General features: G+C 62.5%; 11 protein-coding genes and 2 pseudogenes. 8 read left to right on the top strand and 5 right to left on the bottom strand.

Annotated features, from left to right (window positions below):
- Window positions 1-146: 146 nt before the first annotated feature.
- Complete coding sequence (locus tag PSOLE_RS22760) at window positions 147-806, bottom strand: alpha/beta hydrolase (protein WP_074861235.1); 660 nt, start codon at window positions 804-806, stop codon at window positions 147-149.
- Between the two features lie 476 nt (window positions 807-1,282).
- Here PSOLE_RS22760 and PSOLE_RS22755 point away from each other — a divergent pair, with 476 nt between their 5' ends.
- The 8 genes and pseudogenes from PSOLE_RS22755 (at window position 1,283) to PSOLE_RS22720 (ending at window position 8,025) form a co-directional block, all read left to right on the top strand.
- Window positions 1,283-2,311: an amino acid ABC transporter substrate-binding protein gene (locus PSOLE_RS22755; RefSeq protein ID WP_004424216.1), complete on the top strand. Its 1,029-nt coding sequence runs from the start codon at window positions 1,283-1,285 to the stop codon at window positions 2,309-2,311.
- Window positions 2,312-2,407: 96 nt separating this feature from the next.
- Window positions 2,408-3,592 (top strand): amino acid ABC transporter permease, encoded by a 1,185-nt coding sequence (locus PSOLE_RS22750; protein ID WP_172480648.1) that lies wholly within the window; start codon window positions 2,408-2,410, stop codon window positions 3,590-3,592.
- Window positions 3,593-3,601: 9 nt separating this feature from the next.
- Window positions 3,602-4,699 (top strand): amino acid ABC transporter permease, encoded by a 1,098-nt coding sequence (locus tag PSOLE_RS22745; protein WP_074861237.1) that lies wholly within the window; start codon window positions 3,602-3,604, stop codon window positions 4,697-4,699.
- Window positions 4,700-4,855: 156 nt separating this feature from the next.
- Window positions 4,856-5,617: an amino acid ABC transporter ATP-binding protein gene (locus PSOLE_RS22740; RefSeq protein ID WP_017675242.1), complete on the top strand. Its 762-nt coding sequence runs from the start codon at window positions 4,856-4,858 to the stop codon at window positions 5,615-5,617.
- Between the two features lie 80 nt (window positions 5,618-5,697).
- A pseudogene (locus PSOLE_RS22735) lies at window positions 5,698-5,928 on the top strand (nuclear transport factor 2 family protein); the annotation flags it as partial.
- A 63-nt stretch (window positions 5,929-5,991) separates the two neighbouring features.
- Window positions 5,992-6,747 carry a phosphatidylcholine synthase gene (gene pcsA / locus PSOLE_RS22730; RefSeq protein WP_306811998.1) on the top strand — a complete coding sequence of 252 codons (756 nt, stop codon included), beginning with the start codon at window positions 5,992-5,994 and terminating at the stop codon, window positions 6,745-6,747.
- The gene (locus PSOLE_RS22725; RefSeq protein WP_042920409.1) at window positions 6,744-7,043 is read left to right on the top strand and encodes a GIY-YIG nuclease family protein; all 300 of its coding nucleotides are present in this window, start codon (window positions 6,744-6,746) and stop codon (window positions 7,041-7,043) included. Before pcsA ends, PSOLE_RS22725 begins: the two co-directional genes overlap by 4 nt.
- Before the next feature lie 46 nt (window positions 7,044-7,089).
- On the top strand, window positions 7,090-8,025 hold the full coding sequence (locus tag PSOLE_RS22720; protein WP_004424199.1) for a glutathione S-transferase family protein: 936 nt from the start codon (window positions 7,090-7,092) through the stop codon (window positions 8,023-8,025).
- 104 nt (window positions 8,026-8,129) lie between these two features.
- On the opposite strand, the gene eutC is transcribed toward PSOLE_RS22720, so the two are convergent.
- The 4 genes and pseudogenes from eutC to adh all read right to left on the bottom strand — a co-directional run.
- Window positions 8,130-8,939 carry an ethanolamine ammonia-lyase subunit EutC gene (gene eutC / locus PSOLE_RS22715; RefSeq protein ID WP_074861242.1) on the bottom strand — a complete coding sequence of 270 codons (810 nt, stop codon included), beginning with the start codon at window positions 8,937-8,939 and terminating at the stop codon, window positions 8,130-8,132.
- A 15-nt stretch (window positions 8,940-8,954) separates the two neighbouring features.
- Window positions 8,955-10,349 (bottom strand): ethanolamine ammonia-lyase subunit EutB, encoded by a 1,395-nt coding sequence (locus tag PSOLE_RS22710; RefSeq protein WP_074861244.1) that lies wholly within the window; start codon window positions 10,347-10,349, stop codon window positions 8,955-8,957.
- Window positions 10,350-10,434: 85 nt separating this feature from the next.
- A complete protein-coding gene (gene eutH / locus PSOLE_RS22705; RefSeq protein WP_004424193.1) occupies window positions 10,435-11,694 on the bottom strand; it encodes an ethanolamine utilization protein EutH in 1,260 nt (419 codons plus the stop codon).
- Window positions 11,695-11,856: 162 nt separating this feature from the next.
- A pseudogene (adh, locus tag PSOLE_RS22700) lies at window positions 11,857-12,242 on the bottom strand (aldehyde dehydrogenase); the annotation flags it as partial.

Here is a 12,242-nt window from a genome sequence, read left to right as displayed (position 1 = left end):
GAGCCGAGCCCGAACGATAATTTCAGGATGGAGCCTGACTGATCCGACGCGTCGTTCAGTCGACGCGTATCCGGACTTTCAGTCCGTAAGTCACTAACCCACCGACTTCAGTCGGTGGTTGTTGAGTGTGCATCTCTTCGGTTCGGTCAGTCTGTCAGCAATTGGCTCAACCATTCGGCGATATCGCGAATCTCTTCCGGTAGCACTTCGTGGGCCATCGGATAGTCGCGCCATTGCACCGGCACCCCGCAGGCGTGCAGGCGGTCATACGCGGCGCGTCCCATGTCGGGTGTCACCACGTCGTCGAATCTGCCATGCAAACAAAGCACCGGCAGTTGTCTTTTTGTATCCGCCAGCTGCATGTCGTCACTGAAGGTCGGTGCGTAGGTCGAGAGTGCCAGCACCCCGCCGAGGGTCTCCGGATAACGCAGGAAGGCGGTGTGCAGTACCACCGCGCCACCCTGGGAGAAGCCCGCCAGGACGATGCGTTCAGCGGCGATGGCGCTTTCGCGCTCGGCCTCGATCAGGGCGATCACCTGGTCGGCGGACTCGTCCAGCTGGGCCTGGTCGATGGCGCGCGCCGGGCTCATGGCAAGGATGTCGTACCAGCTCGGCATGCTCCAGCCGCCGTTGATGGTCACCGGGCGGGTTGGCGCCTGCGGCAGGATGAAGCGTGTGCTGGGCAGGCGCTCCTGCAGCAACTCGGCGACCGGCAGGAAATCGTAGCGGTCAGCCCCCAGCCCATGCAGCCAGATCACGCTGGCATCGGCGGATTGTGGGGGCTGCAAAATCATGGGTGCGGTCATTGGTAGCTCCAGTGTGGTGCGGGCGCCTTAATTTGGGGCGGCACCCTGCTCAAGGCTTGGCTAATCTGTGAATAAGTTGTCGCACGGGTGAAAGTTTTGCCCTTGACCCCCGTATATCCGGCAATTTGCCATGTGCTGGTACGGGGCTTGCTATGGCTCATTTGAACTGACGACGCGGTGCGCTAACGGTAACACTGTGCCACTGCGCACCGCTCAACAGGCAGGAATCTGCTGTGTGGGGTTCCTAATAGACCGTCGGGGCGATCGATCGCTCAGACGGATGACGATCCGTCTCTGGCCCGTTCAACCAATGGGCAGGGTGGGAGCAGTTGGCCAGCAGAGGGAAATGCCGACTAGGCTCCTGCCTGACGTTCGAACTTCTCGTCGATACCGTTGCTGCCGGCGGGTCGCGGCCTCAAAAGGGTGAGGAAGGCGGACGGAGACTCCAACACAACAAGAGCAACTGGAGGTTTTTGATGAAGATGGTGAAATCCACCCTGGCTGTGCTGACCACCGCAGCTGTGCTCGGTGTCAGTGGCTTTGCTCAGGCAGGCGCCACTCTGGATGCAGTGCAGAAGAAAGGCTTCGTGCAGTGCGGTATCAGCGACGGTCTGCCTGGCTTCTCCTACGCCGATGAAAAAGGTAACTACCTGGGTCTGGACGTTGACGTCTGCCGCGCTGTTGCCGCCGCTGTATTCGGCGACGCTACCAAAGTGCGTTACAGCCCGCTGACCGCCAAGGAGCGCTTCACTGCGCTGCAGTCCGGCGAAGTCGACATCCTGTCGCGTAACACCACCTGGACCAGCTCGCGCGACGCCGCACTGGGCCTGAACTTCACCGGCGTGACCTACTACGACGGCCAGGGCTTTTTGGTTAACAAGAAGCTGGGGGTTTCCAGCGCCAAGGAACTGGACGGCGCTACCGTCTGCATCCAGGCCGGTACCACCACCGAGCTGAACCTCTCCGACTACTTCCGTGCCAATGGCATGAAATACACCCCCATCACCTACGATACCTCTGACGAGAGCGCCAAGTCGGTCGAAGCTGGCCGTTGCGACGTGCTGACCTCCGACCAGTCGCAGCTGTACGCACAGCGCATCAAACTGGCCAACCCGGACGATTATGTCGTGCTGCCGGAAGTCATCTCCAAGGAGCCTCTGGGCCCGGTCGTGCGCCAGGGTGACGAAGAGTGGTTCGACATCGTGCGCTGGACCCTGTTCGCCATGGTCAACGCCGAAGAGCTGGGTTTGACATCGGCCAACGTCGAAGCCACCGCCAAAGACACCAAGAACCCGGACGTAGCACGTCTGCTGGGTACTGAAGGTGAATTCGGTAAAGACCTCAAGCTGCCGAAAGACTGGGCAGTACAGATCGTCAAGCAAGTCGGTAACTACGGCGAGTCTTTCGACCGTAACGTTGGTGCCGGTAGCGAGCTGAAGATCGAGCGTGGTCTCAACGCCCTGTGGAACAAGGGTGGTCTGCAGTACGCACCGCCGGTGCGTTGACCGTCCACAGCGGCAGGCCTATGGCCTGCCGCTGTCGTTTCCGATTAGTGAAACCCGGCCGGCTTGCGTGCGGCCGGGGTTTCCGTGAGGGTTGTTATGCAAACGACTGCTAATGCCCCGCGCCCGCAAGGATCGCTTCTGAACGATCCGCAGGTGCGCGCTTGGGCTTTCCAGATCATCGCCGTTGTCGCTGTCGTGGCGCTCGGCTGGTTTCTCTTCCAGAACACCCAGGCCAACCTGGAGAAGCGCGGGATCATTTCCGGCTTCGCTTTCCTCAACAACAGCGCCGGTTTCGGTATTGCCCAGCACCTGATCGACTACACCGAAAGCGACAGCTACGGTCGCGTGTTCGTGGTCGGTCTGCTCAATACCCTGCTGGTGTCCTTCATCGGTATCGTGCTGGCCTCCATCCTTGGTTTTCTGCTGGGTGTGGCGCGGCTGTCGCCGAACTGGCTGATCAGCAAGCTGGCGACCGTCTATATCGAGATCTTCCGCAACATTCCGCCGTTGTTGCAGATCCTCTTCTGGTACTTCGCGGTCTTCCTCGCCCTGCCTGGACCTCGGCAGAGCCTGGATATGGGTGAAATCTTCTTCCTCAACAGTCGCGGTCTGTACATGCCGGCGCCTGGCCCTTCGGAGAGTTTCGGCCTGTTCGCGGTGGTAGTACTGGCGACCATCGTCGGCGTCGTCACCCTGGGACGCTGGGCCAAGAAACGCCGCGAAGCTACCGGCAAGATCTTCCCGCTGCTGTGGATCTCGCTGGCGCTGATCGTAGTCATCCCAGGCCTCACCGTGCTCATCGGCGGTAACCCGCTGGTGTGGAGTGTGCCGGAGCTGACCGGTTTCAACTTCCGTGGCGGCTGGGTGATGATCCCCGAGCTGATGGCGCTGACCCTGGCATTGACCATCTACACCGCAGCATTTATCGCCGAGAACGTGCGCTCCGGGATCATGGCGGTCAGCCATGGTCAGACCGAAGCTGCGCGCTCGCTGGGTTTGCGTCCGGGCGTCACTCTGCGTCTGGTGATCATCCCGCAGGCGCTGCGCGTGATCATTCCGCCACTGACCAGTCAATACCTCAACCTGGCGAAGAACTCGTCCCTGGCCGCCGGTATCGGCTACCCGGACATGGTTTCGCTGTTCGCCGGCACCGTGCTCAACCAGACCGGCCAGGCCATCGAGGTGATCGCCATCACCATGAGCGTGTATCTGGCCATCAGTATCAGCATTTCCCTGCTGATGAACTGGTACAACAAGCGCATCGCGCTGGCTGAGCGGTAAGGAGCAGCCATGCAGACTCATACATTCAAACCGGACCTGCCGCCGCCACGCCAGAGCGTCGGTGCAGTGGGCTGGCTCAAGGCCAACCTGTTTTCCAACTGGTTCAACAGCCTGTTGACCCTCTTCGCGCTTTATCTGATCTGGCTGGTGGTACCTCCGCTGCTGCAGTGGACGATCATCGATGCCAACTGGGTGGGCAGCACCCGCGCCGACTGCACCAAGGAAGGCGCGTGCTGGGTGTTCATCCAACAGCGCTTCGGTCAGTTCATGTACGGCTTCTACCCGACCGAGTTGCGCTGGCGTGTGGATGCCACTCTGTGGCTGGCGATCATCGGCATGGCGCCGCTGTTCGTGCCGCAGATGCCGCGCAAGGCAGTGTACGGTCTGGCTTTCCTGGCGATCTATCCGTTCATCGCCTGGACCCTGCTGCACGGTGGTGTATTCGGCTTGGACGTTGTTTCCACCAGCCGTTGGGGCGGCCTGATGCTGACCCTGGTGATCGCTGCTGTTGGCATCACCGGTGCGTTGCCGCTGGGCATCCTGCTGGCGCTGGGGCGACGCTCCAACCTGCCGGCGATCAAGGTCATCTGCGTCACCTTCATCGAGTTCTGGCGCGGTGTGCCGTTGATCACCGTGTTGTTCATGTCCTCGGTGATGTTGCCGCTGTTCCTGCCCGAAGGCATGCATTTCGACAAGCTGATGCGTGCGCTGATCGGGGTGATCCTGTTCCAGTCCGCCTACATCGCCGAAGTGGTGCGTGGTGGCTTGCAGGCCATTCCCAAAGGCCAGTACGAAGCCGCTGCGGCCATGGGCCTGGGCTACTGGCGGATGATGGGCCTGGTGATCCTGCCGCAGGCGCTGAAGCTGGTGATTCCGGGCATCGTCAACGTCTTTATCGCCCTGTTCAAGGACACCAGCCTGGTGATCATCATCGGCCTGTTCGATCTGCTCAACAGCATCAAGCAGGCGACCACCGACCCGGCGTGGCTGGGCATGGCCACCGAGGGCTACGTGTTCGCCGCGCTGATCTTCTGGATTTTCTGTTTCGGCATGTCCCGCTATTCGCTGCATCTCGAGCGAAAACTGGATACCGGCCACAAGCGTTAGGAGCTGATCAGTATTTGCTGCGCGTCGGCCAGGCGGCGTTGAAAACACTCTCGGGATGCTCATGTACAACCGTACATTGCGCTCCCTCGAATGTTTTCGCCTTGCCTGGCTCTAGCTCGCTAAATCCTGAATCGAGCCCCTCAAGAGGAGTGAGTCATGAGTGAAGCAATCAAACAACCCAGCGCCGAGCCGATGATCCTGCTGCAGGGTGTGAACAAGTGGTACGGCCAGTTCCATGTGCTCAAGGACATCAACCTGAGCGTGCAGCAGGGCGAGCGTATCGTGCTCTGCGGGCCGTCCGGTTCGGGCAAGTCCACCACCATTCGTTGCATCAACCGCCTGGAAGAACACCAGCAGGGGCGCATCGTGGTCGATGGCACCGAATTGACCAGCGACCTCAAGCACATCGAAGCGATTCGCCGTGAAGTGGGCATGGTGTTCCAGCACTTCAACCTGTTCCCGCACCTGACCGTGCTGCAGAACTGCACACTGGCGCCGATGTGGGTACGCAAGATGCCCAAACGTCAGGCCGAGGAAATTGCCATGCACTTTCTCGAGCGCGTGCGTATCCCCGAGCAGGCCAACAAGTTTCCGGGCCAGCTCTCCGGCGGTCAACAGCAGCGTGTGGCGATTGCCCGCGCGCTGTGCATGAAGCCGAAGATCATGCTGTTCGACGAGCCGACCTCGGCCCTCGACCCGGAGATGGTCAAGGAGGTACTCGACACCATGATCGGTCTGGCCGAAGACGGCATGACCATGCTCTGCGTGACCCACGAGATGGGTTTTGCCCGTACCGTGGCCAACCGCGTGATCTTCATGGACAAGGGCGAGATCGTCGAGGAGGCCGAGCCGAACGCCTTCTTTACCAACCCGCAGAACGAGCGCACCAAGCTGTTCCTCAGTCAGATCCTGCACTGAGCCGGCATTGCGCCATGGATCAGGGAGCCTTCGGGCACCCTTTTTCATTGTGCGCCCAGCATGGGCGCACTCCTGCGGGTGCAAGCTACCGTTTCAGCGCCACCGGTCGTCAGGTGGTCAACCATATTCAGGCGCGCTTCGTGTTTCGCGACGGACTCATCGTCGAGCATCGCGATCACTTCGATCTCTGGCGCTGGGCACGTCAGGCGCTAGGTGGCAAAGGGCTGCTGCTGGGGTGGGCGCCATCGGTTCAGGCTACCATTCGTCGGCAGGCGGCACGCGGGCTGGTGCAATTCCGCGCTTCACGCTAAGGCAGATGAAGGAACGCAGTGGTAGGCTAGCCGGTCTTAGCCTTCAATAATGAGAGTGCGCACATGGGGTGCCGCACCTCCACTGCCAAGAGACCTGCCGTGACCGAACTGATCGTTGCCGTAAAACAGGCCAAAGCCTGGGGGGTCCATGCCGTTACCGCCAGCGGTGTGATCCTCGCCCTGCTGGCATTGCTGGCCGTACTCGACGGCCAGCCCAAGCAATGCCTGTTGTGGCTCGGCCTGGCGCTGCTGGTCGATGGGCTGGATGGTTCGCTGGCGCGGCGTTACGACGTCAAGGTTGTGCTGCCGCATTTCGACGGCTCGACCCTCGACCTGGTGATCGATTACCTGACCTACGTATTCATCCCCGCCATCTTTCTTTACCGCTTCATCCCCCTGCCGGATTACACGCCGCTGTTCGCCGTGGGCCTGATTCTGCTGTCTTCGCTGTTCTGCTTCTGCAACCTGAACATGAAGAGCAAGGACAACTACTTCGTCGGCTTCCCGGCGGCGTGGAACGTGGTCGTGCTGTATTTCTACATCCTCGATGTGCACCCCTGGATCACCCTGGCCATTATCGTCCTGCTGGCCGGCCTGACCCTGACCAAGATGAAGTTCCTGCACCCGTTCCGCGTGCGTCAGTTCATGCCGCTGAATATCCTGGTGACCTTCGTCTGGATGCTCTCCAGCGCGCTGCTGATTCTGCAGTACCCCGTCAGCCAGCCCTGGCTGCTGGCGTTGTGGTGGCTGGCCTCGGCCTACTTCGTCGGCATGTGCCTGTGGCGCTCGGCGCGCGAGTGGTTTCCGGCGCGCGGATGACGGCGGCCGTCGATAAGCCCTGGTTCGTCTACCTGGTGCGTGCTGCCAACGGCGCGCTGTATTGCGGCATCAGCGATGACCCGCAGCGGCGTTTCGCCCAGCATCAGAGCGGCAAGGGCGCGCGCTTCTTCCATACCAGCCCGGCGCAGGCACTGGCCTATGTCGAAGCCTGTGCTGGCAAGGGCGATGCCCTGCGCCGTGAGCGGGCCATCAAGCGCCTGAGCAAAGCGGCCAAGGAGGTGCTCATTCTGAGCGTTGATGGCGCTTCATCAGCCGTAGGCGGTGTGCGTGACTAGGTTGCGCGGGTAAGCTGGGTGCTTTCGAACCGTCGCGGAGCGCGCCATGCACGAGTTGATCCTTCACCATTACCCGACCTCGCCGTTTGCCGAGAAGGCTCGCTTGCTACTGGGCTTCAAGCAACTGTCCTGGCGCTCGGTGATGATCCCGCCGGTGATGCCCAAGCCGGATCTCACAGCGCTGACCGGCGGCTACCGCAAGACGCCGGTGTTGCAGATCGGTGCCGACATCTACTGCGATACCGCGCTGATCGCTCGCCGTCTGGAAGCCGAGAAAGCCACCCCGGCACTGTTCCCGGAAGGGCAGGGCTTCAATGTCGCGACCCTCGCCCAATGGGCCGACGCGGTGTTGTTCCAGCATGCGGTGTCACTGGTCTTCGCCCCCGAGTCCATGGCGGTGCGCTTTGCCAAGGTGCCACCGGAGTTCGCCAAGGCTTTCGCGGCTGATCGTGCCGCGCTGTTTTCCGGCGGCACGGCCAGCCGTTTGCCGTTGGAGCAGGCGCGTCACCAGTGGCCGGCGCTGATGGGGCGTTTGCAGCAGCAGTTGCAGCAGGGCGGTGGCGACTTCCTGTTTGGCCAGCCCTCGATTGCCGACTTCGCCGTCGCGCATCCGTTGTGGTTCCTGCGCGCCACACCGATCACGGCACCCCTGGTGGACGATTATCCGGAAGTCGCCGCCTGGCTGGCGCGGGTGCTGGGCTTTGGGCATGGCTCACTGAGCGAGATGAGCGGCGAAGAGGCTATCGCCGTGGCGCGCGAGGCAACGCCGGCAGCACTCCCGGACGAGGATTTTATCGATGCCAATGGCTTCCAGCCTGGCCAGGCGGTACGCATCGCAGCGGTGGACTACGGGGTCGATCCGGTGGAGGGTGAGTTGCTGTTCTCCGGGCGCGAGGAGCTGATCCTGCGCCGCGAGGACGAGCGTGCCGGCATCGTACACGTGCACTTCCCGCGCCTGGGCTTCCGTATCGAGGCGTGCTGATCGGTCGTAAAGATCGCGGCTGAAGCCCCTCCCACAAGGCTTACCTCCTGTGAGAAGGGCTTTGTGAGCGGCTGGGTGGGAGGGGCTTTAGCCGCGACAGCATCTCAACGCTGATCCGGCAGCAGAAAATTACCCGGCCCGGCGTTGTCCAGCGTCGGCACTTCGGCTTCGTCCTTGAGATCGACGCCCGAGAGCTGGCGGCGGCAGGCCTCGCGCATCAGGTACATCAGGCGGAAGGTGGCCATGCCATAGCTCAGACCCTCCAGGCGCACGTTGGAGATGCAGTTGCGGTAGGCGTCGTTGAGGCCAACGCGCGGCGCGTAGGTGAAATACAGGCCCAGGCTGTCCGGCGAACTGAGGCCGGGGCGTTCGCCAATCAGGATCACCGTCATCTTCGCCCCCAGGCGCTGTCCCACTTCATCAGCCACTGCAACCCGGCCCTGCTCCACCAGGGTGACCGGCGCCAGCGACCAACCTTCTGCCTGTACCTGCTCCAGCAAACGGTCGAGAAACGGCAAGCTGTGTTTGTGCACCGCCAGCGATGACAGGCCGTCAGCGATGACGATGGCCAGGTCATAGCCACGGCCGTGCTCGGCGGCGTAGTCATCGAGCAGGCGTGCGGCATCTTCGTGCAGGCGCCGGCCCAGATCCGGGCGTTGCAGGTAGGTGTGGCGGTCGGCGGCGGCGCTGTGCAGCAGCAGCGTGGGCAACTGGCGATCATGCAGCGCTTCGCGCAGGGCAGTGTGGTCGAACGGCAAATGCACGGCGTCACGCGCCTGGGCGTGGGCGAGCTGGAAATCCAGTTGCGCAGCGGTCGGCAGGCTGGTGCCGGCGCGGCCCAGGGCGATGCGTGCCGGCGTCAGTTGGCGCAGTTGCTGCCAGGGGTTTGCGGTGGCGGGGGACTTTTCGCTCATGACGGCCTCGATTGATCAGGACAACTGCGCCAACGCCTGGCGAAATGCCGGGGGCAGCTCATCGCCCATGCGCAGGCGGCCACCCTGTTGCTGGAAAATCCCCATGCGCGCCAGCCAGGCCTCGAACTCCGGCGCGGCGTGCAGGCCGAGCACCTTGCGGGCGTAAAGCGCATCGTGGAAGGAGGTGGTCTGGTAGTTGAGCATCACGTCATCCGAGCCGGGAATGCCCATGATGAAGTTGATGCCAGCCGTGCCGAGCAGGGTCAGCAGCATGTCCATGTCGTCCTGGTCGGCTTCGGCATGGTTGGTGTAGCAGATGTCGCAGCCCATGGGCACGCCGAGCAACTTGCCGCAGAAGTGATCTTCCAGCCCGGCGCGGATGATCTGCTTGCCGTTGTACAGGTACTCCGGGCCGATGAAGCCGACCACGGTATTGACCAGAAACGGATTGAAGTGGCGGGCCACGGCGTAGGCGCGGGTTTCGCAGGTCTGTTGGTCGACGCCGTGGTTGGCGTTGGCCGACAGCGCGCTGCCCTGGCCGGTCTCGAAGTACATCAGGTTGTTGCCGAGGGTGCCGCGCTTGAGGCTCAGGCCGGCTTCGTAGCCTTCCTGCAGCACCTTGAGGCTGACGCCGAAGCTGGCATTGGCCGCTTCGGTGCCGGCGATGGACTGGAACACCAGATCCAGCGGCGCGCCGCGCTCGATGGCAGCGATGGAGCTGGTGACGTGGGTCAGCACGCAGGATTGGGTGGGAATCTCGTAGCGCTGGATCACCGCATCGAGCATCTCCAGCAGGGTGCATACGGCGCTCATGCTGTCGGTGGCCGGGTTGATGCCGATCATGGCATCGCCGTTACCGTAGAGCAGGCCATCGACCACGCTGGCGGCGATGCCGGCCGGATCGTCGGTCGGGTGGTTCGGTTGCAGGCGGGTGGACATGCGCCCGCGCAGCCCCTGGGTGTTGCGAAAGCGGGTGACCACGCGGGTCTTCTGCGCCACCAGGACCAGATCCTGAATGCGCATGATCTTCGACACTGCCGCGACCATCTCCGGCGTCAGGCCGGGGGCCAGCGCCGTGAGGCTGGCTTCGTCAGCGTCGTCGCAGAGCAGCCAGTCGCGAAACCCGCCCACCGTGAGGTGGCTGACGGGGGCGAAGGCCTGGGCATCATGAGTGTCGATGATCAGGCGGGTGACTTCGTCGCTCTCATAGGGAATCAGCGCCTCCTGCAGAAAGGTCTTCAGTGGCACATTGGCCAGCGTCATCTGCGCGGCGGCGCGCTCGGCATCGTTGCTGGCCGCGACGCCGGCCAGGTAGTCGCCGGAGCGTGCCGGCGTAGCCTTGGCCATCAGCTCGCGCAGGCTGTCGAAGCGCCAGGTCTGGCCGGCCATGCTGTGGGAGTAGCTTGCCATGTATCTGTCCTCAACCAGTCTCTCTCGTTCGCCGTCGGGCAACGCCCGACGTCTGCTTGGCAGGCGTCAGGCGTTGCGGCGGTTGTCAGGCCGGGCTGACCTGCGGCTTGCCTGCGACCGGGTACTCATCCTGTTCGATGATGCCGGCAGCGCGATCCTGTTGCTCCAGTTCCAGCGCCTTGGGCACCGATAGCCAATAGGCCAGGCCGATGGCGGCAAAACCTGCGATCAGCTTGCCGATCAGCACTGGCAGGATGATGGTGGGCTGGAAGTTGGCCGTAAAGGACAAGTGGTCACCCAGCAGGAAGGCCGCACAGACGGCGAAGGCGATGTTGATCACCTTGTCCTTCGGTGGCATGAAGCGCACCAGGCGGAACATGGCCAGGATATTGGCGATGGTCGCGAGCATGCCGGCGCTGCCCACGGCGCTCAGGCCGACCTTGCTGCCCAGGTGTTCCAGCGGGCCGCCGAAGTATTTGCGCAGCAGGTAGACCATGGGGAAGGCGCCCGCCAGCATGATGCCGATGTAGCCGGCGGTTTCCAGGGCGCGGGTCTGGTCTTCGGCGTCCGCGATGATCGGGTCGAAGCCCCAGCCACCAAAGACGATGGTGAACACCCCGGTGAAGTACTCGACGATGGAGAATACCAGCACCAGTTTGATCATCGCGTCCAGGCCACGGCCGAAACCGATGAAGCCCTTAATCATCAGATCCGGCAGAAAACGCAGACCGGCAGCCAGGGCAACGACGAAGACGATGATCGGCAGCAGGTTGGCGAAGATGCTACCCAGGCCCATGGCCAGCTGATAGGTCGCCTCGCCATTGGTGGCGACCACTTCGCGGATCATCGGGTCGCTCGCCACCAGCAATACGCTGGCAATCAGTACGCCGAGCGGAATGGTCAGGATGCCGGACATGATGCCCAGTGCCATGTATTTGTGGTCACGCTTGTCGAGCATCGCCAGCCCCATGGGGATGGAGAAGACGATGGTGGCACCCCCCATGAAGCCGGTGATCAGCGCCATGACCAGCGCTTCCTTGCTCGACGCCAGCGCCGATGCCAGGTGATAGCCGCCCATGTCCGAGGCGATGATCATGGTCGCGGCCAGTGCCGGGTCGGCGCCGAGGGCGTTGAAAAACGGCCCGCAGGCCTTCTCGATGATCACCGTGAGATACGGGATGGAGGCCATGATGCCGGCCGCCGGTACGAAGATGTAGCCGGTGGCGTGGATGCCCTCCATGAACTCCTTGCCCAGGCCCTTCTCGCTGTCGTAGATGGCCGCGAACGCCCCTGCAACGGCGCAGGCCATGATGATGTAGAGAACGTAATTACCTATCTGATCCATTGCTGTGCCCTGACTGTCTTTATTGAGTGACGGTGCGGTATTGGCCCGCTCGAACGCTGCCTTGGCCGAGCCCTCTGCGCAGAGGCAGCAGGGCCGGCTTGCGGACGATCCGAACGGACGTGAGCCGCGTCTTGTGCATGGCAGACCGTTAACAACGGTGGATTAAAAGAACCCCAGCGGATTGATGTCGTAGCTGACCAGCAGGTTCTTGGTCTGCTGGTAGTGGTCGAGCATCATCTTGTGGGTTTCACGCCCGACCCCGGACTTCTTGTAGCCGCCGAAGGCAGCATGTGCCGGGTACAGGTGGTAGCAGTTGGTCCAGACGCGGCCGGCCTTGATCCCGCGGCCCATGCGGTACGCGGTGTTGATGTCGCGGCTCCACACACCGGCGCCCAGGCCGAACTCGGTGTCGTTGGCAATGGCCAGGGCTTCGGCTTCGTCCTTGAAGGTGGTCACGCCGATCACCGGGCCGAAGATCTCTTCCTGGAACACGCGCATCTTGTTGTGACCCTTGAGCAGGGTCGGCTGGATGTAATAGCCGCTGGCCA

Origin of the sequence: Pseudomonas oleovorans subsp. oleovorans, from assembly GCF_002197815.1 — a bacterium.
In the GTDB taxonomy this organism is placed as follows: domain Bacteria; phylum Pseudomonadota; class Gammaproteobacteria; order Pseudomonadales; family Pseudomonadaceae; genus Aquipseudomonas; species Aquipseudomonas oleovorans.
This window is presented reverse-complemented; position numbering and strand designations above follow the sequence as displayed.

Coding starts and splice junctions, on each gene's coding strand:
- PSOLE_RS22760 (WP_074861235.1), bottom strand. CDS start 806: ATGACCGCACCCATGATTTTGCAGCCCCCACAATCCGCCGATGCCAGC.
- PSOLE_RS22755 (WP_004424216.1), top strand. CDS start 1,283: ATGAAGATGGTGAAATCCACCCTGGCTGTGCTGACCACCGCAGCTGTG.
- PSOLE_RS22750 (WP_172480648.1), top strand. CDS start 2,408: ATGCAAACGACTGCTAATGCCCCGCGCCCGCAAGGATCGCTTCTGAAC.
- PSOLE_RS22745 (WP_074861237.1), top strand. CDS start 3,602: ATGCAGACTCATACATTCAAACCGGACCTGCCGCCGCCACGCCAGAGC.
- PSOLE_RS22740 (WP_017675242.1), top strand. CDS start 4,856: ATGAGTGAAGCAATCAAACAACCCAGCGCCGAGCCGATGATCCTGCTG.
- pcsA (WP_306811998.1), top strand. CDS start 5,992: ATGGGGTGCCGCACCTCCACTGCCAAGAGACCTGCCGTGACCGAACTG.
- PSOLE_RS22725 (WP_042920409.1), top strand. CDS start 6,744: ATGACGGCGGCCGTCGATAAGCCCTGGTTCGTCTACCTGGTGCGTGCT.
- PSOLE_RS22720 (WP_004424199.1), top strand. CDS start 7,090: ATGCACGAGTTGATCCTTCACCATTACCCGACCTCGCCGTTTGCCGAG.
- eutC (WP_074861242.1), bottom strand. CDS start 8,939: ATGAGCGAAAAGTCCCCCGCCACCGCAAACCCCTGGCAGCAACTGCGC.
- PSOLE_RS22710 (WP_074861244.1), bottom strand. CDS start 10,349: ATGGCAAGCTACTCCCACAGCATGGCCGGCCAGACCTGGCGCTTCGAC.
- eutH (WP_004424193.1), bottom strand. CDS start 11,694: ATGGATCAGATAGGTAATTACGTTCTCTACATCATCATGGCCTGCGCC.